This window comes from Mesorhizobium sp. IMUNJ 23033 (assembly GCF_044778005.1).
GTDB classification, from domain to species: domain Bacteria; phylum Pseudomonadota; class Alphaproteobacteria; order Rhizobiales; family Rhizobiaceae; genus Mesorhizobium; species Mesorhizobium amorphae_A.
Genome location: NZ_JBJACT010000051.1, coordinates 1 through 20,242 on the forward strand (window position 1 = coordinate 1; position 20,242 = coordinate 20,242).

18 protein-coding genes are annotated in these 20,242 nt (G+C 60.6%); 2 read left to right on the top strand and 16 right to left on the bottom strand.

Going from position 1 to position 20,242, the window contains the following annotated elements; translation table 11 throughout:
* Positions 1 to 292: 292 nt before the first annotated feature.
* The 15 genes from ACFX5Q_RS32850 to ACFX5Q_RS32920 form a co-directional block, all read right to left on the bottom strand.
* Entirely contained in the window at positions 293 to 2,932 is a 2,640-nt protein-coding gene (locus tag ACFX5Q_RS32850) for a hypothetical protein (protein WP_404284470.1), read from the bottom strand.
* Positions 2,933 to 2,942: 10 nt separating this feature from the next.
* Positions 2,943 to 3,992 (bottom strand): hypothetical protein, encoded by a 1,050-nt coding sequence (locus ACFX5Q_RS32855; RefSeq protein WP_404284472.1) that lies wholly within the window; start codon positions 3,990 to 3,992, stop codon positions 2,943 to 2,945.
* The gene (locus ACFX5Q_RS32860) at positions 3,989 to 5,068 is read right to left on the bottom strand and encodes a hypothetical protein (RefSeq protein WP_404284508.1); all 1,080 of its coding nucleotides are present in this window, start codon (positions 5,066 to 5,068) and stop codon (positions 3,989 to 3,991) included. The genes ACFX5Q_RS32855 and ACFX5Q_RS32860 overlap by 4 nt, the downstream gene beginning before the upstream one ends.
* Positions 5,068 to 6,096 (bottom strand): GTPase-associated system all-helical protein GASH, encoded by a 1,029-nt coding sequence (locus tag ACFX5Q_RS32865; protein WP_404284474.1) that lies wholly within the window; start codon positions 6,094 to 6,096, stop codon positions 5,068 to 5,070. The genes ACFX5Q_RS32860 and ACFX5Q_RS32865 overlap by 1 nt, the downstream gene beginning before the upstream one ends.
* Positions 6,093 to 7,700 (bottom strand): metallophosphoesterase, encoded by a 1,608-nt coding sequence (locus ACFX5Q_RS32870; protein ID WP_404284476.1) that lies wholly within the window; start codon positions 7,698 to 7,700, stop codon positions 6,093 to 6,095. The genes ACFX5Q_RS32865 and ACFX5Q_RS32870 overlap by 4 nt, the downstream gene beginning before the upstream one ends.
* 588 nt (positions 7,701 to 8,288) lie before the next feature.
* Positions 8,289 to 8,612 carry a hypothetical protein gene (locus tag ACFX5Q_RS32875; protein WP_404284478.1) on the bottom strand — a complete coding sequence of 108 codons (324 nt, stop codon included), beginning with the start codon at positions 8,610 to 8,612 and terminating at the stop codon, positions 8,289 to 8,291.
* A gap of 36 nt (positions 8,613 to 8,648) precedes the next feature.
* Positions 8,649 to 8,864 carry a hypothetical protein gene (locus ACFX5Q_RS32880; RefSeq protein ID WP_404284514.1) on the bottom strand — a complete coding sequence of 72 codons (216 nt, stop codon included), beginning with the start codon at positions 8,862 to 8,864 and terminating at the stop codon, positions 8,649 to 8,651.
* Positions 8,837 to 9,229, bottom strand: coding sequence for a M43 family zinc metalloprotease (locus tag ACFX5Q_RS32885; RefSeq protein WP_404284510.1), 393 nt, complete (start codon positions 9,227 to 9,229; stop codon positions 8,837 to 8,839). The genes ACFX5Q_RS32880 and ACFX5Q_RS32885 overlap by 28 nt, the downstream gene beginning before the upstream one ends.
* Positions 9,153 to 9,521 (bottom strand): hypothetical protein, encoded by a 369-nt coding sequence (locus ACFX5Q_RS32890; protein ID WP_404284516.1) that lies wholly within the window; start codon positions 9,519 to 9,521, stop codon positions 9,153 to 9,155. Before ACFX5Q_RS32890 ends, ACFX5Q_RS32885 begins: the two co-directional genes overlap by 77 nt.
* A 343-nt stretch (positions 9,522 to 9,864) precedes the next feature.
* Positions 9,865 to 10,590, bottom strand: a complete 726-nt coding sequence (locus ACFX5Q_RS32895) for a DUF2182 domain-containing protein (protein WP_404284480.1) — start codon at positions 10,588 to 10,590, stop codon at positions 9,865 to 9,867.
* Between the two features lie 59 nt (positions 10,591 to 10,649).
* Positions 10,650 to 12,233: a tyrosinase family protein gene (locus tag ACFX5Q_RS32900; protein ID WP_404284482.1), complete on the bottom strand. Its 1,584-nt coding sequence runs from the start codon at positions 12,231 to 12,233 to the stop codon at positions 10,650 to 10,652.
* Between the two features lie 73 nt (positions 12,234 to 12,306).
* A complete protein-coding gene (locus ACFX5Q_RS32905; protein WP_404284512.1) occupies positions 12,307 to 12,705 on the bottom strand; it encodes a hypothetical protein in 399 nt (132 codons plus the stop codon).
* A 796-nt stretch (positions 12,706 to 13,501) separates the two neighbouring features.
* Positions 13,502 to 13,765, bottom strand: a complete 264-nt coding sequence (locus ACFX5Q_RS32910) for a hypothetical protein (RefSeq protein WP_404284484.1) — start codon at positions 13,763 to 13,765, stop codon at positions 13,502 to 13,504.
* 31 nt (positions 13,766 to 13,796) lie between these two features.
* The gene (locus ACFX5Q_RS32915) at positions 13,797 to 15,233 is read right to left on the bottom strand and encodes a FlgD immunoglobulin-like domain containing protein (RefSeq protein ID WP_404284486.1); all 1,437 of its coding nucleotides are present in this window, start codon (positions 15,231 to 15,233) and stop codon (positions 13,797 to 13,799) included.
* Between the two features lie 14 nt (positions 15,234 to 15,247).
* Entirely contained in the window at positions 15,248 to 16,576 is a 1,329-nt protein-coding gene (locus tag ACFX5Q_RS32920) for a hypothetical protein (protein WP_404284488.1), read from the bottom strand.
* Between the two features lie 796 nt (positions 16,577 to 17,372).
* Between ACFX5Q_RS32920 and ACFX5Q_RS32925 the strand changes: the two genes are divergently transcribed.
* Both ACFX5Q_RS32925 and ACFX5Q_RS32930 read left to right on the top strand, forming a co-directional pair.
* A complete protein-coding gene (locus tag ACFX5Q_RS32925; RefSeq protein WP_404284490.1) occupies positions 17,373 to 18,179 on the top strand; it encodes a zinc metalloprotease in 807 nt (268 codons plus the stop codon).
* Between the two features lie 34 nt (positions 18,180 to 18,213).
* A complete protein-coding gene (locus tag ACFX5Q_RS32930; RefSeq protein WP_404284492.1) occupies positions 18,214 to 18,987 on the top strand; it encodes a hypothetical protein in 774 nt (257 codons plus the stop codon).
* 5 nt (positions 18,988 to 18,992) lie between these two features.
* Here the strand turns inward: ACFX5Q_RS32930 and ACFX5Q_RS32935 are convergent, their stop codons facing one another.
* The gene (locus tag ACFX5Q_RS32935; RefSeq protein WP_404284494.1) at positions 18,993 to 20,228 is read right to left on the bottom strand and encodes a trypsin-like peptidase domain-containing protein; all 1,236 of its coding nucleotides are present in this window, start codon (positions 20,226 to 20,228) and stop codon (positions 18,993 to 18,995) included.
* Positions 20,229 to 20,242: the final 14 nt, after the last annotated feature.

Genomic DNA, 20,242 nt, shown 5'->3' on the forward strand with positions numbered 1-20,242 from the left:
CCAGCGCTCCCACAGCCCAGCCTTCTGCGCCGTCGTGAACCAGATCCGTGACGTCACCATATGCCACCTCCTCATCCTCACAGATTAGAAGGTGTTGTGCGTTGACCGGTTGAACCCGCCGCCTCATTGTCGTCATTCATCGGCGAAATCGCCGACCCCAGAAGCTGCCATACGTTCAGGTTGCAAGTCGTCAGTGCCCCGGCTCTGAAGGCCAATGTGTCTATGGTCGGCTTAGGCTATTGGTCGTCGGAACCTTATGTCGGTCTGCCAAAACCTGCGGCCACGATTGGTGCTAGATGTCGAAAGGCAGCTTAGCCGGCAGACCATCGCCCTTCGCGTCCTTGATCGCTTTCCGAACCTGCGCCCGCCATGGATCGGCAATGGATCCGAGTTCCTTTTCCATCGACGCGATCGCGGCCTGACCGCCTGGTCTTCTCGCGACGTTGCGCAGGATGCGTTCGGGATCGCCCGCTCTTGCGGCAGCAAGGGCGATGTCGCGGGGCCGCCATTTCGATGACAGGAGGGTTTCGGCTAGATCGCGGCGGGCGATCTTGCAGCGATCCCAGTCCATGAAGAGGAAGACGATTGAGAGAAAGTCCGGGATGCTATCCTGTTGGAGCTCGCGGTAGACGGAGGGGAACACGGCGGCGACAATCGGGGATGCGGACATGCCGCGCTCGTGCATGACGAAACGAAGCAGCGCAGCGCTCGCACGGATGTATCCGCGGTTGTTGACCTTGGCGGAGTCCCAGAGGATGCGGCCGGCTGCTTCCGCGGCCTGATAGGAGAGGTCGAGGAGGTGGCGGGCCATGATCGTCTCGGCGAGAACTTCCGGGATTCGGAGGAAGGCGCCACGGGTCTCCGGGGCGGAGGAATCGAAAAGGACGAGGTTGTGGCTGGCCAGCGCGGCAGGAACGCCGGTGGCAAGGCCGGTGCGAAAAGCGTCGGCGGCATCGAGTTCCCGACCGGAACGGTCGAGGAGGGCGGCGATCGTTTTGTCGCGATCGGCTCCGAAATCTCGACCAAGAGCCTTGTCGAGCGCGCGTGCAGCGAGAGCGCTGCCACGTTTCCCAGTCAACGACGGCAGCAGCTGCGTAACGAGCGGGATCAACTCCTCGGCTGCAAGCGGAACCGTCTCGGCGATCCGGGCGAGGAGTTCGGTGTCACTCGGAATCGTGCCCAGAATCGGCACGATCCTGGCCAGAACACCGGTGCGCGCGACGATGGAACGCAATTGCTCCTGGGATGCGGAGGAGAGGACGTCGACAAGGAAGGCGGACTTGCGCGGATCCGAGACCGGGAGGGAGACGATCCAGTCGACGTCGGCAGGGGTAGGCTCGAGGAGGTCCCGGAGCATCCGGTTCGCGGGGGCGCTGTGGGGCGCGCTGACCGCGATGTCCCGGACGGCCCGGACGGCGCCGCTAAGGCGGGCGGCTTCGACGACGACGTCGTTGAGGGCGGCTTGCTGCAGGGCGTTTCCACCGGCGAGGCGGCGCGTCTCGGCGACGACGATGTCGGCGGACGCATCGACGAGCAGCGCGTGCAGGACCTCGGCGTGACGATCCGCGAGAAGATGCCGCGGAAAGCGACGAAAGGCCTCGGCCCGTTCGCCGGTCCGGGCATGCACGATGCCCGTGGCGAGCGGCGACTCCAGGCCGGCGTCTTCGCGAAAGGCGGCAGCGGCGAGATCCTGTGCGCCCAACATCACTTTGAGGAGATCGAGCGGCGGGAGGCCGGCGAGCGCCTCGGCTATCGGATGAAAGGGCTTCGCCCTGGCAAGACCGTTGGCAAGCCCGCCTAGCAGGAAGTCGCCGCCGCTCTCGCGCAGGAGGACGGGGATGGCGGCGACGGCCTCGAGCGGGGTGCGGGTGGCGAGCGCGGTGGTAGTCGATCTGACCGAGCGGGCGAGCGAGAGCTGCCAGCGCGTCTGCCCGAGCTTTCCGATCAGGACCTGGAGGAAGCGCCAAGCGTCGGCTGGGGGCATGCGCGACGCGGCGCTATTCGCGGCGGCTGCCAGCGTCGGCGTGAGGCGCTCGACCAGTTCGGCGCGTCTCGCAGGACGGGTATTGGCGATGTCGAGCAGCCCGAGCGCCGCATGGGGCTCGGTGTCGATCTTGCCGGCAAGCTCCTCCCAGAGAAGGGATAGTCGGAGCGCCTCCTGGCTGCCCTGCTCGTCGCCAGCCATCTCGCCGAAAACGTCTAGACCGAGTAGCGACGGATGGGGTGCGCGGAGCATCTCGGTCTCGATCCGCGCCGACCAGGGGTGGCGCGACGCGCCCTTTCGCGTCCCGTCGATACGGCGCCCCTTCCAGTCGGAGAAGCGCGATCGGGCGCTGACCGGTGCGAAGACGAGGTCGAAGCTGCGCTTCGCGATGGTCCGGGGGGAATTGCAGAAGGTAGAAACCGTGAATCGGCGACGCATCGACGGCCAGATCGCGGTCAGGAAGCGGAGCGCGAGGAGCTCGGGAGCAGGGGCGCCGAAGACAGCAACGGGAACGCTGTCCTCGAGGAACAGCGCCTCGATAAGTTCGACGCCGGGCCCTTCCACCGGTGGAAGCGGCGGGGCGAGCGACGGCTCGAGCATCAGCTGACGGCCGGGATCGGTCGGACCGGCCTCCGTGGCCACTCGGGCGAGCGAGGCAGGATCGGCGAGGCCGGTCCAGTCGGACATGGCGACGATTAGAGAACGTGTGCGCACGCATCCGGCCCTCGGCGCGGTCAGGTCCAGCCAAGTCCGCGCCACGATGTAGTGGGAGCCGCTCGGAAGCGGGTAGCATGTGAGATAGGGCGGGAACTTTTCGCCGGGGCCTATGGGGCCGGCGATGTCGGAGAGGCGGTCGACGAGATCCTGATCTCGGGCAGGCAGCCGAATGGTCCCAGACAGAAGCTCGTGTCCGTTGCGATATCCGTGCAGCTGCTGGTCGACGATCATGGCCAGTCTTTCAGTCGCCGAGAGCCCAGGCGAGCGGCAGGGTGACGTCAGGGTCCTCCACCACCGCACCGTCCCTCATTACGGCGGTATAGCCGAGGTTGGAAAGATCGCGTCGCTTCAGACTTTCGCGGAACGCCGGGTTGCGCAGGTCGCCGCCGACGATGGACATGCCGAAGACGCCGAAGTCCAGGCGGCCGGGCGTCCGGATTCGGCCAGCAAACATCGGGAACTGGTCCTTCAGATACCGCATGGGGCCGGCGGCCCTAGTGGCGGGATGGATCGTGTCCCAGGCGGTCACCACGATCGCCACGCGGGGCTTCGATCCGTCCGGTCGGTCCGCCAGCAGAAGCGTCAGATACCGGACGAGTTCGCAGAAGCCGACCTGGGCGGGCAGGCCTGCCGCTTTCGTGGAGGCATCCTGCACCTCGGCGTCGGCCAGTATGGGTTCAGCGGTGCCCATGTCCTCCGTGGCCGGGGCAGGTGCTTCGACCAGGAAGGGCGGATCGGCCGGAGGCTGCGGGTCGGCCCGTGCTATCGGCTCGCCGTCCTCGTCCTCGTTCTGACCGTAGTCGTCACTGTCGTCTTCCGTATCGTCGTCGTCCTCGTCGTTATGCCCCTTCAGCATTTCCCGGGCCGTCACCCAGTCCATCGGCTGGTGATTCAGCTTCGAGTTGGCGCGAATAAAGATGATCGCGGACGACGAGGCCTCCAGCGCGTCGATCCATTCTTGCGGCAGCTCGTAGGTCTCGAGCGAGCGCTTCCACAGTTCCCCCGTGATGTCGGGAACGGTGAGGCTCCGCACGGGGCCCGCACCGTCGCCGCCGCGCACGGGGACGGTGAAGTCGCGGCGCGCGCCTTCCTCCATGTTGTGCTCGGTCCTGGGTGCGAACTTGCGTGCGAGGAGATGCGCGACCGCCTCGTTGACGTACTCGATGTTGTCCGGAAAGTGTTCCGCCTTGAGCCGGCCCTTCTTCGCCTGGAAGGCGAGCCAGAGGCGGGCGATATAGTTCGTCTTGCCGGAGGCCGGGCCGCCGACGAGGATAATGGAACAGTCGGTCATGGCCGCCTCCTGAACGCGTGCAGCCGCCTGTCGCCCGCCTCCGCCTCAGTCACGGGCCAGAAGGCAGGGGCGGGGGGAAGGACGCAGAATGAGCGATCGAACAGATCCGCGACGCCATACCCGGGAATCATGTCGTCGCTCCACGAGAAGGAGGCGATCGGCACTACTTCGACCTTGAAGCCGAAGGCGCCTCCACACGCGATTAGCTCGTCCGCCTCCGCCTGCGGGAAAGGCTGCCTGTCCTGCCAGGTGGGTACGACGAGAATCCGAGGGCGCCGGCCCTCGAGCAGATTGGCGAGGCGCTCGATCAGAAGCTTCGTGTCGAAGCGGGCCTTCATGACCTTGTGATCGTCAGCGAACTGCCGGCCGTCGATCATCAGCCAGATCACGCTTGCCGACCTTAGGAAATGGAGGCGCTCGGCGTCGTTGCGCCCGATCAGGGCCTGGGACCATTCGCCCGGCAGATCGGGAAGCAGGACGTCCAGAAGGCGGTCATCCGCGTGACGCCACAGGCGGAGATGTAGGAAACCGGCCTCTCGGTCGTTCGAGAGGGTGGTATGGCTCGTGATCTGCTCGGGCGGGCTACCCTCCTGCCAGGTTCTGCTGCCGCCCGCAATCTCCTCGAAGGCCCGCAGCGTGTCGCTGTCGGCGTATGAATATCCGGCGAATTGGTCTCGCGAGAGAAGGAGATAGGCGCTGACCAGCGCCGCGGTCTTCCCCGCGCCTGCCAGGCCGACGATGCCGACCATGCAGGTGGGGCGGCTCTCCATCATCGCGTTGGCCTGGGGAATCCCGAGCGTCCGGCTGGCTGGAAGAACCGGAAGATCGTCGTCCGGCGCGGGGAGCACGGCGCCCCCAAGCGGCACCGGCGTACCGGAGCTGCCGGACGGCAAGGTTTCGCCTTCCGCCTTTTCGTGATCGGCGAATGAGTTGGAGGAAATCCGCTCGGCGAGCGCCGTGTCGTCGGAGTCGTCCGGGATCAGCGAGCGGTTCGAACACTCCTCGGGTGGATTGCCGAGCACGCAAGTCCGCGTGGCGTTGAACGTGCAGGTCGTGTTCGTGCAGGGTCCGCGCATCACGCGTCGCCGCCGAAACGGCCTTCCATCGCGACGATGGACGTCTCGAGCAGGGCACGGGCGCCCCAGTCCCGCGCATCGAGCGTTGTCCCCGGGCCTTGGACCTCGCCGGTCGCCGCCAGCGCCGACAGAAGTGGGAAGACCGTTGGGATCCCGGCCGACCATGTCCCGGCGAACGCCTGGCCGAGCGGAGCGCGATCGGCCCCGACCGCGGCAATCAGGGCCGACAGAGACAACTTGTCCGATGCGCCGACGCGGCGAAGGACCGCGTGGCGATAGCCGTCGCCAGGCAGCCGGCGCAGCATCTTCGCCCCCTCGATGCCGGCCGCTACGGCCCGGGGCATGACATCCTTGGCGTCGAGCGGACAGCCGAGAATCTCGCTGTAGTCGCTGAGGACCCACCAGAGGAAGTCGATCTCCTCGCGATCCAGGTCTTGGTTGCCCTTGAGCGCGGCGATGACGGGCGCCGTCGCCTTGCGATACGCGTTGTTGGCCCTGGTGCCGGCCGCATTCGCCTCGGGTATCGTGAGCGTGCCGACGTCCGGCACGTCGTGACGGACACGCACCTCCTTCGCGACGACGGCGACCCGGTCGCAGCAGGCGCCGACAAGTTCCTGCCGGAGCTCCTCGAGCGTGGCGTTCTCCACCTGGCCCTGGAAGGTGAGCGCGGACCAGAGCGCCGCAGCCATGGCGTCCACGTTGGACCAGCCCGTCCGTTCGACGCCGTGCTCCCGCACCGATGCGAGCGCCGCGACCGCGAGGCAGACCGTGCCCTGCAACTCGCCATTCGCAAGCAAGAAAGCCGGGCTATGATCGCTGATGGCGCTCTGCACCTCGGAGGCCAGGGGAGCCGGAAGCTGCGCCCCCGCGAAGCAGTCGGCGATCGCGCCGGCAGTCTTGATGGCGCCGAGTGTGGATTGCCCCGCGAGCTGCGTCCGGAGCGTGGCGACGGCCTTGTTCCGCGCCGCCACGTCCGCGTCGGTCGGCTGTGCCCAGATGATCTGGGAATGCTTTGCCATAATGCTCATTTCGAACTGCCGCCCTTTCCGTTTTCAGTCGCGTCGAGCATCCGCCTGATCTCGGCCGCCTTACCCTGCCTGATCGCCCGGCGGAACAGCCGCCGCTCCATGGCATGATCGATGCCGCCATGCCGTTGGGCCACGACGCCGAACTTCATTAACGTCTGCAGACGCTCGCCTTCGGAGAGCGTCTGGAAAAAGCGAAGCTGAAGGTCGCGCACGTCCTGCGTCGGCTCGGGCTCGGGCGCGGGCCCCGTCGCGGTCTCGGCCAAAGGTTCGGCGCCCGCAATTGGCGGCGCGGTGGCCGACGTATCGTCCTGGGCGGCCGGAAGCGCGTCTTCGGCCGGCCGGACTTCCGACGGCTCCTCCACCAGTTCGGCCGTCACCTCGCTCTCCGGCGTGTTGGAAGCTGGTATCGGTGCGTCGTGAAAGTTGGGCGAGGCGAGAACCTGTCGCTCCTGCCGCCCGCCCATGAAGGCGTCGTCGCGTTCGAAGCGAGCCATGTCTGGATTCCACGTCCGTGGATCGACGGTCACGGCGAGCGCGTCCTGCTGCTCGTCCCACTCGAACGTGAGGATGTTGTACTTGTAGGTGAATTTTTCGTTGACCTCGTCTGGGGCGGTGGCGCCCGCCGCCAGCATCATGACCTGGCAGCCGTCTTCCACGTCCTCGATGTCGAGGTTCGGGAAGTGCTCGTGACCTGAGATGAAGACGCGCGCACGGCCGCGTAGATAGCCACGCGCCTTGTCAGAGTCCTGGAACCAGTTGAGCGGATGGTGCGAGAGGACGATGTTCTCCACGCCGACATCGATCGGGAGCATCCTCTGGCGGGCGCCGAGGATCAGCTTTCCTTCTTCGGGGTGGCCGGAGCAGATGAGGGCTGAGTTCAAGCGGACGAACCGGATCGCCCTGCCTGGCGCGAGGTCGAGCCTCGCGCTCTTCGATATGCCGCCGTTCAGATCCAATTCGCACCGATAGTCGAGCGCGAACCCCTTGTAGGCGTCGAAGCGACCGTAGAGGGCCGCGCAGTCGCCTGGGTTGTCCAGATGGCGGTCCAGCCAGTGATCGCCGCCCTCGCGGATGGAGAAGAGGACGCTGTCGATCGTGTTCGTGATCTTCTTGCGGTCGATGTCATGGTTGCCCGGGATCATCTGGACATCTGTGCGGTCGCATCCGATGGCGTCGGTCAGCTGGGCGAGCCATTGCGCCGCCATCGCATACTGGTGCTCCTGCCCGGAAAAGGCGATATCCCCGGTGACGATCACGCCATTCGCCGTGCAGCCAAGTTTGCCGACCTGAACGCGCGCGTCCTCGATCAGGCGCATCTTGGCGTCTGCGTTCACAGCGTCTGTACCGCCGTCCTTCTCCTGGCCGAAATGTATGTCCGACAGGTGCACGAAGACTGATTTCAAGATTCCCCCCAGCGCATCGTAGAAGAGAACATAAGGTGTCCCGACCCGTATCGCCAGCACCCAGTCATGGTTATGGGCAACGTCGTTGGGCGGGAAACCCGATATCGTGGCAACGATCTTTATCTTCGTTGCCACCAGCGGATCGGAGCCGAAGAAGTCATGCTCCGTGAGATTGCACACGATCCGCTCGCGCCCCAGCAATAGCGCGAGCGCCTCAACGACCGTTGTCTTGCCGGAAATGTTGCGCTGATGAGAATAGTGAAATCGCCGAACAGAACTTTCCCGTTCTGGATGCCGCGAAATCCTTCAAATGTCCAGTCTCACATTTTTCATTGTTCCCGCTCCCTCGAGAACTATGGCATCGGCAAAAGTACCTGCGAAGTGCGCAAATAGACCTGAGACCGAGCGCTGACTTTCGCGGCCAACGGCACAAAAACGTCCAGTCTCTCACGCCGGACTGTTCTAAAGCCGCCGCTACGCCGTAAGATGCTCGATGTTAGGCGGATGCGCTCGGGCCGAAGCTACAATATCATCGTTCATGCGTAGTTCGCGGGCGACGTGTCGACCCTTGTCTCATCACTCCGAATGGCTGCTTTGCCTGATCAGAGGATTAAAGCTGTCGGACCGGTTACGGCCCAAAGCGGTTATTCAACAGTTCTACAATTCGCGATTGACTGGGGTTCTTGGAAGGTTTTCGAACTCTATGTCTCGCACCTCCAACCAGTGGGAAAAGCTTGATCGAGGCCCTCCCTCCGGGTTCGAGTCGGAAGAGGCGCTACCAAAAGACCACTATGGGATGCGCTTGATCGTCATGCGGTCCTGCTTGAGTTCCTTGATTTCTAGCAGTTGACGTTCGCCGGCTGCTTCGATGCGGACGCTACCGGCGTTCGCGCGATCAATCTGCCATGCTCCCTCTTTCACACTTGAGATGTCGGTACCGCCGATTCCAATTCGCTTGAATGTTCCATCTTCATTGAATTGCAAGCCCGAGCGCCCACGCGAGGGAGCAAGAGGAAAGCCGGCCGGCCGATAGACCTGTTCCGTGGCCGTATCCTCCTCACTCGCATGGACCCACCGACCGTGCAGCAGATTGACGTGGACCGGCTGGGCCATTGAGATTTTCCCTCAGCGCAATTGGCGGTCTGGCCCTCAGACCCACGCAATTCCATCGAATTCCCTGTTGGGACGTTCGCCTCGTTCATCGCCGAGGATCGACCGTGCAAAAGGAGCCGCCAAAGCGATAGCTTCGGGCGCAAGCGCCGGCGTGCTCACTGGCGTCAAGCCCATCGATTCCGATAGCAACGCCCGCGGTCCGGCCAAGGTTGCGTTCATGCGCTTCACTTGGCCGGCTGTGAACATGAACATGGTGTCGTCATCCACAAATCCATGTAATTCATGAACATGTCACCATTGGGCCCGTTGCTGCAGGTAACGTGCGGAAAATTCGATATGCGAACACTCGAACCGTTCGCACTAGCTTGGTTTGGCGTATCGTCCACATTGTCGGATTGACCGCACCCGCCGTCATCATCTCCCCAGATGTGTAGAAGGTTGAACCAGTGACCGACTTCGTGGACGGCAGTTCTGCCGAGATTGTATGGCGGCCCGGCAATGCCGCTCGATCCAAACGCCGTGTTCAGGATGACAACTCCGTCAGTGGCAAGAGCCCCGCCGGGAAACTGAGCATATCCAAGGAGACCAGCCCCAAGGCTGCAGATCCATAGGTTCAGATAAGAATCGCGGGGCCATGCGGCTTTGCCGAAGCCGCCGAACTTGATCATGTCGTCCAGCTTCTTCGTTGCCAGCGGTATCGCTCGGGTCATACGGAAAGACGCTTTTTGAAGTTCGCGTTCTGGTGACACCGGTGGTCGCATTGCCTTCTGGGTCACGCACGGCGAGCCCGAACTCGATGAGCGTATCGGCGGCGAATACGCGGAACGGCTTCGGAATCTGGTCCCGATCCAGGTTTTGCATGCGGAAGTCACGATTGAGCGCAGCGATCTGACTTTCGATCTGGCTCATTTCAATATTTTCCTCGTCGGTATGGAAAAGAACGTGCACCACCATTGGAATGCGAATGACGCTGGTGCGCGTCGCTAGCCGGGCGCTCCTCGTGCTGGCCTCGATGATCCGCCGGTTTTCCCGATAAACGGGGTAAGAAGTAGTGATGCGGCATCACCGCGCAGATTCTCTGATGAGACTTAGAAACTGGTGTTCGTGCCATTGTGTCTCTCCTCCTGTTCATTGCGCATCGAGCGCGTTTAAGTCATTATGCGCACAAGATTACGAATACTATTTTAAGTTAAGTAATTAATTCGCTATGCAAAAATAGATTAATATAACCGACCGCTCGTTGATGAAAGATTTATCGCCCAAGATATGCTGTTCGAATATTTGTAATATACGAAGCAATCAGTCGTATAACTTTCGTAGGCGCCCGTATTTTCCATCCCGGAGCACGGGGCGACTCGATCCTCTCGGCCCAAATGCAAAAGGCGACAATTGCCATGATCGCAACGTGATAAGCTGGAGCAAAAAAGGTCATCAACATCAACGCCCAGCAATTTGCGATACACCAAAGGCAATGCTGAACGCCGAGTGAAAACGCGTTGTGACATGCAGTTGGCGCGAAGGCTGCCAAGCTGGGGCGATGATGACACCTATTCAGTGCCACCTGCTTCCAAGGGGAGATCTGCCAAATCGAGGCGACCGCTAGGGAAAGGATCAGCAGCCACGAAGCGCCGTGCAAGGCCATTTTGACCGTGAGTGCAACGTTTAGAAAGATGACGCCAGCAAGCGTCCAGACAGCAATATAGCCGCTAATGAACAGGAGCGTGCACCACGGTCGTAAATGTCGAAAATTCTGCTGTCGAACGTGTATCAACGGATCATACACGGTCGGTAGCATCATCGCGCACACCATGACGATCCATCCGGCGGCCAGTGTTAGCGGCGAGACGAAGGCAAACACAGAAAGATACAAGTCCGCAGAGGGGGCGGACCAGAGAACCGCCGCCGAGCAGATCGCCGGGATCGCAACGCTTTCTCGGCCGACCGCCAGGATGATCCACGCGAGTCCAGCGGCCAGCACGAGCGGCGCAAAGACACGCCACCGTTCGCGCGCGGCTTGGGTAGCTGGGCACGGAAGACTCACTCGAACTGCCGGTAAATGCTGATCCGCCCGATCGAGACCTTCGCGGCGTTGGGGATGTTGCCTAGCGGCACGAAATCCACCGACAGTTTGTCGACATCGAAATCGTGGTCCAGATGCAGCTTGTCGATGACCTTGGTTATCTCCAGCGTGAAGGTGATGCCGTTGCCGGCGTGCTTGCCGGCCGGATCACTGGCTTGAGACACGCCAAAGAGCGAGACGCTGCCCGCCAAGTACCCTTTGTTTGCGGCCGGGTCAGCCCCGTCGGGCAGACCCACATAGACCTGAAAGATAACGGCATCGTGTAGGCCGGTCACGTTCTCGAGATTGAGGAACACACGGTCGGGTAGAGCCGGCGCCAGCGGCTTGGCACTCAGGCTTTCAGACACTCTGGCACGCCCCGTGGGTTCCATCTTGACGGAACTTCGCATGGTCCCACTTCCGGCAAGCGACATCCTGCCGGCGCTCGCACCGATCATCTCCACCTTTGTCATCGTCAGGCCTCCGGCTTGGGTGCCTACAACCGCGGTCAGCCCCAGATTGGCCATGCGTGCGGCCAGAGTGATAGGACGCGCGATTGCACCTGGGGTCAGGTCGTCATATTCATAGCCTAACTCAGTGATGTCTTGCATCTTTTGCGGCGTGTAAACCCATTTGCTCTCGTCTGGGTTCGGCATCGCGAATTCGCGCTCGCCGACGCTGGCTGGTCCATTCAGCCACTTTGGGGCGGTGGGGTTCTGCCAATCGGTCGGCTTGGTTGCGGGTTTGCCGATCGGGAAGTTGTTCCAGCTTTCCCAGAGCCTGTCGATGTTGCAGTGGTGCAGATAAAAGATCGGGTCGAGCCCGGCGGTGCGCGGATTTGACATCAGGCCGGGCAAGGGTCTGCCATCCGGAAAAGACAGCGTTGGATGGCCGCCGCCTACAAGGCCGTGGATGATGTTGTGGGGATCCATTTCGAGTTCGCCATTGGTGCCGCCACCGTGGTTGAACCCTGTTTCCAGTCCACCGAAGCCCGCGCTGCCGCCCCCGCCGGGTCCCACGAAGTCCGGGTGGCCGACCGGATCAGGATTCGTCTGCGAGTTCACGTCGAAAGGCGTGCTGCTGCTGAGAGGCCCCCACCGCTGTTCTACGAAAAGCGGGTTATCGCCAATGCCGTCCGGCCAGTCTGCGGTTCGGAATTCGGGCGGAAGCACGTTCTGATCAGTTCCGAAATAGTTCCAGTAGGGTAGCGCCCAAGTGTCATGCGGGCCGTTCTGTAGCTTGATTTCGTGCCGGATCATGTTCTCCAGGGCGATCAGATAGCCGCGATGCCATGGCAGAAAGTACCAGCTCTGATGCTGGCACTGATCGACATAGGTCGCAGCGTCCGAGGGTTTGGGACCCGCATCGGCGCTTGCGGTGATGTTGTAGAAATCCCAAAGCTCGCGCCATATCCCGTGCATCGCCCCAAAGAAGTACCAGCTTGTTGGATCTTCTAGTTTGCGCGCCTTCATCGCCTTGACACCTCGGGCGTACCAGAGGATCGGAGCGGCCCAGTCTGCGCCTGGATCAAAAACATTCTGACGCTTGAAAAGGCCGCTCATGTCTTGCTTCCTCCCAAAAAGTGAGCTGTCGGAAACTAAGAAGCGCAAACGGGGAGCCGTCTGCGAAATGATCCTATCCTGATGCACGCACAGCATAGAACGAAGCCGTGTATCCTGCCGCGGCCTGACCATTCGAATGGGGCTTCGTGCGAATGACACTGCCGACAATGGTGTCGGTCTGCCCCACACCGTCCGGCCAATCCGGGACGAGATAACCCAGATAGTCGTAGACCCACGCCTCGGCGCCAATCATACCATTGCCCTGCCAGCGGAGAACGGGCGGATTGCCTTCGGTTGTAGTGCCGTCAAGTGCAAGCGACCATCCTACTCCGCCCAACGAACCGCCAATCTTGCCGGGGTTGGGCTCGTTCAAATCCAGCGTTCCGGCGCCAAAACGCAAGTCGTTGAATGTGACCGACAGGTCAGGTGAGTTGATAAGGCTTCGATAACTCCATAAACCCGAAAAACTCACAGCCATAACAAACCTCCCTTATTGATGCCCCTTTTCAAAAATACAGATTCGTATCTGGGTAGTGTGGTATCTTGGCGGAAGCAGAATAAGTGTATCGTTTGGCCCTGAATTTTGTTTCATGAGACTCTCCGTCCAGAGTTGTCCGTCAGAGGCTGCGACGAAAAATATTCCGCCTGGCCCTAGTAGCTTTAGAACGGCCTGCGAGAGATTCTCTGCTTTCTGGAAACAATTTTTTCGTACCGCACTTGTTATCTCCCAGAAAAAAGGTCCAAAACAATCATAGATCATATCGAACTGCTGTTCTATTGTGGGTAAAGCTTGGTCGATGTGGCCTACATATTGCAGATCGATGTAAGGGTCCCGTCGCCTGTCTATGGACAATCCTCGTGGGTCGTTTGGTTCCCGGCTTCTCAGCCAAAGAAACGGATCAATCGGCGTCAGGGACACAGTCTCCAATCGGCATTCCGGCAGCCTGCCTCTTATCTCCGCGGCGGCCACACCTGCACCTGGCCCTAGTTCCAATACCCGCGGGCGTTTGCGTCGAGACAGTCGCTGCAAGAACACTGTCGCTTCCGGGCACAGTGAGCGTGTATTGGACGGTCTCAGGTCCAGAATGCTATTGGACCTCTGGCTGCGATGCGAGAAGAAATCAGGCGCCTTGCCGCACGTTGGTTTCCCGACAAACTTGATCATGCCAAGCGCTACCGCTTGCCTGATCCCGTCATCATAGTTCAGGTCGTCTATGACCCCACAATGGGGATCGTCACTTGGCCATTTTGCGGCAATGGCTGGTTCGCTAACTAATCCGCTTTGCATCGGCATTCGGATCTTGGGACTGCCACCATTTATAGAAATTCGCGACCTGCTCCGGGCTCCACCGGGGCTCGCCGATCGGCATTCGTCCGCTGTCGACCGAGGCGTGGACCTGGGCAGCATAGTAAAGCACACTCTGCTCATCATGCAGATCAAGCAGCTTGGGCCAACCTGCTGATACCTGCTTCATATGGTCCACATCCATATCGGTAAAGTATCCCTCGATCGTTTCCCAGGTGATGGGCATATCTTCTCTCCCCAAACTTGAAAAATGTGAACTATCCTGTCGGTAGTCGGACCATCAGGCTTTCGCCCGCTCTGCCGTCCACGGACATACGACAGATATAGACGCCAGCAGCCAGGCGGTTGCCCTCGTCGTCGCGCCCGTCCCAAGTGACGCTGTGGTGGCCTTTCACTTGCGGCTTGTTGTCAACGACAGTGCGGATATGAAAGGCGAAATGATTCCAGATGCCGACAAAAACCCGATTGGCATCCGATTCCAGCACATAGCTGATCTCGACCACGCCGGTTGCATCGTAGGGTACATGCGCCATGGCGAAACCTGGCGTACTGGCCTCCCGCGCAGTTGCCTGTGTCTCAATGGCAACCATTTGGTCCTTGGGCCCGCCTTTGTAGACTGTGTGCCCGCTGCAATAGGCTGCTCGGATCGGGTCGCCGACAAAGCGGAACCGGTTGATCCGGATCCGCACATCCGAGGCAAGATTCGACGCATCGTTGTCCTGACTAATCCATGTGGCGCCACCATCGACTGTCGCACTGTTTAGGAGCCCGCTGAAGGCCTTACCCCAGCCCCCGACCCAGCCAGATTCTGGCGTGATAAAGCCGATCCCTTCTAGATCCTCGTTGATCGGGGTCCCGGCACCGTCGACGATGGGCTTGCGTGTCCAGTTCTCGCCGCCATCCGTGGTGAGCAGGATTGCGGCTGCGGTGAAGTTTTCCAGCGAGACGAACCCGTGCATGGCATCGAGCCACTGGATCTTCCAGCCCCATTCGCCACAGTCGAAGTCCACCCCCGCCGCCTTATCCGTCCAGGTCGCGCCACCGTCGGTAGTCTTCAGAACGACCGGCTTTAGCTGTGCGTATTGTTGCGCGGTCTCGTAACCTGGCTTGGTCTTGGGGCAGTTCTGACTAATCTTGCCGCCAACCACCCAGCCAGTATTTTCGTCCGAGAAATAGACATCGATCAGGTTGTCGGCATGTTCCGACATATCGACATGGGTCCAGCTAGCCCCGCCATCGGTGGTCTTGATGACGCCAGGGCCTGGGAGGTTTGGGTCATTGGTACCGGCGCCATAGACCACGTCCTCGCTGACCGCAAACATCCCGCAGATTCCGGCCGGGGCATCTTGCGGCAGGTTGGTCAATGCCGTCCAATTCAGCCCGCGATCCTCGGTCTTGTGCAGCAAGACATTCAGGTATTCCTTGCCCGTCGAGAACTTGGTCACCGACCCGATCCAGCCAACGCGCTCGTTCGGCCAGCCCATGCAACGGAGATAGGGGAAGCCGGGTATCGACGGATCGATAAAGCGCCTCTGATGCCACGTCAGACCACCGTCTGTCGTCTGGCGCACCTGGCCATTGCTGTTCACCAGCCAGCCGTTGATCTCGTCAAAGAACCAGATGTCGTCAGTGCGGGAATCCGAAATAGGCGCGTCGCCGGCGACAACCCAGGACCAGTCTGTCACGTTGGTCATCGTCCGACTCCGAGTTACTTGCCGGCCGTCAGCTGGCGGAGAAAACCGTTGGTCATGATATGACTGAGGTTCATGTTCTTCGCCGGAAGCTGAACGCTGCCCATCGTCTCGCCGGAAGTTGTATGGCAAGCGAAGCAGTTCACGCCCGGGAAAAGCTGGTCGAAGGTTTCCATGGTCGTGTTGGCAAGACTAACGGAGCCGAGCTGCGGCGTTATCGCTTCTCCAGGCGAAACATTGTTCGGTGTACTCCAGACACCCCCGACCAGCATGTAGTTGGCCCAGACGCTGCCGGCGAGCACCTTGGTCTGAACGCTTTCGTTCAGCGACTGGATATTCGCGACATTCTCTTGCGACCCTCCGCCAAGGGAAAAGGCGCGAAACACGTTGACCACAGGTGACAGAAGCTGCTTGTCTGCGTCGACCAGCTTCATCTCGGTGGCCGGATTGTGGTTGCTGTCCTTAGCAGCCGTGTTCGCGTGATAGAATGTCCACTCTCGGTCGCTGACCGGATCCGCCGAGGTCGCGCTCATCCCAACTGGCAAGTCTGGAGCGTTGTTCCTATGTTCGAAGGTCGCCCAAATGAACTCAGGGTGGTCTTTCACGACGCCAACGACATGCACGCCCACGAGAGCCACAGTCACTGTCTTAGTCTTTTTTGGATCGACCACGACGATTTTATTTCCCTCACTATCGGTTCCTTCGGTTAGAAGAAAGATCTCCGCTGGAGTCACAAAAAATGTCGATGTATCTTCGCCCTCCCCGACAATTCTCCATGAATACTTAAATTCGACCGCGCCGATGGGAAAATTGGTATCCGCCGGTGCGCTGGCATACTCGTCCGGCAGATAGTATTTGTTCGTACGAACGAACTCGTAGAACACCGGGTCAACGTTTTGCGAATAGTAGAGCGCTCGGCCGCTGTCCATTCCCGGTCCGTGAACCAGCGCACCCCGTGTTCCCGCCTGCAAGATGCTGTCTAGCCCCTGCATCTCAAACGATTTGTTCACCCGCACAGTTAATTCCAGCACCTTCTCCTTCGGCAAGGCGGAGAAGCGCATTGCTGAGGCATCCTCGGAGAAGAGCTCATCAAGGGTAGCGAAGGTTTGAAAGCGCAGTTTGCCGTCTTCTCCCGGCTGCGTAATCCAGAGAAATGTGTTCCAGGCCCAAACATGGAAGGCGCAATTTGATGACGGCGCAGTTGTGTTGTCCGGAGAGGGGACGTCTGCATGCGAAGTCCATGCGGAAGGTGCCAAACACGTGGTTTGAGCCTCGGACTTCCAAACACTTCCGAGCGTCAAAGCCGCCGAAACAGAAATGATCGCGGGAATGAGATAATACTTCAAGGCAGTTCCCCAAGGCATTACACAACTGGCTTGGCGTCGAATTTGAGTCGACGTTAAGCGGGGAAAGGTGATTTAGACCTTATTAACATACATTTTTTTTGCGGTAAATGCAATTGTTGTGACCAATCACAACGACCTTCTTTAGCCGGAACATCGACTGTAGAAGATCTCTCTTAGGTCGCTACTACAATTTTAGGCGAATATTTATTGTTTATACGCGACAATCCTCCGCGCCGGCCACTGCGACAGCGTTCCAAATGCTCGTCGATGTGAGTGGCATCAGATCTTGAGCGGAATGTTGGGTAGGTGGCTACGATCGTCGGGCAGCCCAATTGAACAATTGGCGATCCGCCCAATCGCGGTGATCCGTCACTCCGGCGTGACGTTTGTGCCAGGCATGCGCTCACACCAGATCGTCGGCGCAACCTTCGGCCGGGTTCGGTTTCGGTGCGGGCGAAAGCGGGCGCGGGGCGGCCTTGTGTTCGATGGTAATCGCTGAACCGCAATCGCGCTTCCTCTTTACCAAGTTTATCCCGCTTTAGAAAGCACATAAGATTTTTCTCGCAGAATCTACTTCTTCCAACGTTGCGCAAGTCTTGCAAAAGGCGCAATATCTATCTGCCGGCAGACAGCTTAAATTTGACGACTTCCATAGCTGTCGTGCAATCCCACAGTTGCCGTCCAGTTGAGTGGGATGCGGATATCGTCCGCGACACGATCTGTTAGCAAGGAGCATATCATGGTGCAAAGACGCAGATGCGCTACCATTGATATCGGCAGCGGTGACCGAGCCCGAATGGCCGAACTCGAAGCGCAATTCATCCAGGACACGCGGATCACCGAGGCCGATCTGTCCCTGATCATACCGGTCCATTTCATACACGTCGTCGATGGCGAGCGGGGCGCGATTAGCGCGGAACAACGCCAGCAGCAGGTAAAGGTGCTCAATGACGCCTATGCCCCAATGGGGATTGTGTTCACCGCCGAGGAAGGAAACGTTTCGCTTGTCGACAACCCTGAATTCTTCCGCATGGGTCATATGTCTGCGCGCGAGCGCAACTGCAAAACGCAAAACCAAGCGGTCGATCCCAAGCGCGGGCTCAATTTCTATACCGCTGAGCCGGGTGGCGGGCTGCTCGGCTGGGCTACGTTTCCGTTCCAAATGGAGGGTGATCCGGCGATGGACGGCGTCGTCATCGTGCATACCTCGCTGCCCGGCGGAACAGGGGCACCTTACGATCTCGGCATGACGGCAGTGCATGAGGTTGGACACTGGCTCGGGCTCTACCACACATTCCAGGATGCATGCGTGCTTCCAGGCGACGAGGTCAGCGACACGCCAGCGCACAGCGGCCCCAACTACGGCAAGCCGGCGGATGCTGAGCAGCCGCATAATCTGTGCGCAAATGCTCCGGCCGGCGCAGAATGCCCGATCCACAATTTTATGAACTATGTCGATGACGACTGGATGAACGAGTTCACCAACGGACAGCGCGAGCGAATGTGGGCGCAGGTGGGGATGTTCCGCCGCGACTTGCTGACAGGCCAGGCAGCGGCAGCCGTTGCGGAAGAGGCTGAAGTCTGGGCGCAGGTTCGGTGGTAGAACAAGCGTCTCATGGGCGAAGCGCCGGTGGTCGATGGTCCTGTGCCTGCTGATTGACTTCGAAGAGGTATTCGGTCCCGGCCGCGTGCTCGACCCGGATGCCGTGGCGATGCTGGGCGAGTTGCGACGCCTGCGGCGTGGCCTCAACGAAACGGGCAGTGATCAGAGATTGGCGATCGTTCTCGTCGATTTCGGTTCGCCTTCGGCAAGGGAACTCTTCGACGATCTGGCGACCGCAACGGCCGACGATTGGGTCCTGGCACAAGCGACGCGAGGTGGGACGACTGCCGGTCTATGCCAGGGAACGCCAGACCGCGCCATCCTGCTTGCCCGCAGCGCCAAACCGAAGCTTGCCGACGCAACGATCTGGCGCGTGGGCGACAGCAATGCCGGCCTCGTTGGCCCGGCCGACGTGGAGCGGCGCGTCCGCGAAATCATGCACGTGCCGATACCGCGCACTATCGATCCTGCCCGCCGCACCGGATCGTTGACGGCGGTTCCGGCTGCTGCATCACCTAAAAGGCTCCTTGCTGCGGCCTATCGCGATCCGACCGTAGACTGGTTGACGCTCGGCATGTTCACCATCGCCTATTGCGAAGACGGCGATGTCGAAGACGAGCTCGCCACGTCCGGCGCCGCCGTTCGCGTCGCGTCTGCGATACGCAAGCGCGAACTGTACGTGACAGGCGAGGTGCCGGGTGGCCTGTTCAGCGACGGCGGTTACAGTCTCATTAGGGTGGCGGAAGGAGAGAAGCCGCCTCCCGACGCGCAATCATGGTCTTCGCTACGCCACCAATCGATGCCGTGAACGCCTCAGGGCTTGAGCCCGGCTTGACCGTCGACGATCTGCTTATGCAGGCTGGCATGGTTGGCGGCAAGATGCTTCAGGATCTGAGGGATTGGGGTCCCTACATTCTCCTGTTTCACAAGCCTGCCCATCAGTTTGAGGTTCTGATCCGAAACGCCGCGTGAGCCATAGTGCAACGCCGCAACGCTCCACGCATCGTCGCAGACCGGCGAGCCCGAAGACCCGGACGCCGTGTCGGTCAAATAGGCGAGCACGTTGTCATCTCCGAGCACCACGAAATTGTTGCGGAACCCAAGCCGCATCGGGCTGCCGTTCGGATGCTGCAGGACGTTGACCCGGGTGCCAAGCGGTTGGTCTAGGCGCTTGCCGATCTTCTGTTGGCGCAACCTCAACGGCAGCCGGACGCCAAATGCATTTGGCAATTGCAACAGAACAAAGTCGAGCTCGGCGTCGCTTGCCAGCAGCGCACCGGGTCCGAGCACCACACCGTCTGCAGTATCGTTCACTTCGAAATAGTCGAATCGTACCTTTGCCGTTTCTGCCTGGAGTCGAAAATCATCGACAGTGGCATCGCCTTCCTTGAACAAGGCAGAGCGTGCGTTGACAACGTGATGGTTTGTAATGCCGAGACCGGGTGCGATGACCCAGCCCGTGCCGTTGGACAGCCGGGGGCGATCGTCGGTGATGAACTCCGCCTCACCGTCGATGTGCCGATGTATGACGATCTTGAAGACCGATCCGGCAGCACGCGCGCCCATGCGCAGATAACGGATAGCAAGCGTCTCGTCGAACTCGCTGATTTGCGCCTCCCGCGAGACTTCGCGATTAGCGGTGGTGAGGTAGGGTCCGCTTGGCTGTACCTGATCGTCGGCAGCCGCTCCAGGAATGGCTTCGGGCGTGACGACAAGCGGCGCCTGTTCAAGGGCCTTGACCTTGGCCAGTGCGGTCTCGAACACGCCGATTGCGGCGGCGTCCCCCGTCGACTCGATCATCGTGGAGAGAAAGATCGCCAGAGGAACTTCGCCGGTAACGAGGTTGTGCACGCGGTTCATGAAATCGAGGTCGGCCCGCAGCCGCAGGTTTGGAGGAAGCGGAAACCCGGGGAGCAAACCAGTAAAACTGCGCGGAATTTGCCTGAGCAGCGCAGTCAAGATTTCTGGTGTAGCCAGCCCGCTCGCGATGGCGGCTTCGGCGATCGCTGTGAGGTCGGGCTGTTTGAGATACTGCTTCCACCCCGCCAAAGTTTCCTCCTCAC

Bases quoted from the DNA above. Each gene is read 5' to 3' on its own strand.
- ACFX5Q_RS32850 (WP_404284470.1), bottom strand. From the start codon at position 2,932: ATGATCGTCGACCAGCAGCTGCACGGATATCGCAACGGACACGAGCTT.
- ACFX5Q_RS32855 (WP_404284472.1), bottom strand. From the start codon at position 3,992: ATGACCGACTGTTCCATTATCCTCGTCGGCGGCCCGGCCTCCGGCAAG.
- ACFX5Q_RS32860 (WP_404284508.1), bottom strand. From the start codon at position 5,068: ATGCGCGGACCCTGCACGAACACGACCTGCACGTTCAACGCCACGCGG.
- ACFX5Q_RS32865 (WP_404284474.1), bottom strand. From the start codon at position 6,096: ATGAGCATTATGGCAAAGCATTCCCAGATCATCTGGGCACAGCCGACC.
- ACFX5Q_RS32875 (WP_404284478.1), bottom strand. From the start codon at position 8,612: ATGGCCCAGCCGGTCCACGTCAATCTGCTGCACGGTCGGTGGGTCCAT.
- ACFX5Q_RS32880 (WP_404284514.1), bottom strand. From the start codon at position 8,864: ATGTTCATGTTCACAGCCGGCCAAGTGAAGCGCATGAACGCAACCTTG.
- ACFX5Q_RS32890 (WP_404284516.1), bottom strand. From the start codon at position 9,521: ATGAGCCAGATCGAAAGTCAGATCGCTGCGCTCAATCGTGACTTCCGC.
- ACFX5Q_RS32900 (WP_404284482.1), bottom strand. From the start codon at position 12,233: ATGAGCGGCCTTTTCAAGCGTCAGAATGTTTTTGATCCAGGCGCAGAC.
- ACFX5Q_RS32910 (WP_404284484.1), bottom strand. From the start codon at position 13,765: ATGCCCATCACCTGGGAAACGATCGAGGGATACTTTACCGATATGGAT.
- ACFX5Q_RS32915 (WP_404284486.1), bottom strand. From the start codon at position 15,233: ATGACCAACGTGACAGACTGGTCCTGGGTTGTCGCCGGCGACGCGCCT.
- ACFX5Q_RS32925 (WP_404284490.1), top strand. From the start codon at position 17,373: ATGGCCGAACTCGAAGCGCAATTCATCCAGGACACGCGGATCACCGAG.
- ACFX5Q_RS32930 (WP_404284492.1), top strand. From the start codon at position 18,214: ATGGTCCTGTGCCTGCTGATTGACTTCGAAGAGGTATTCGGTCCCGGC.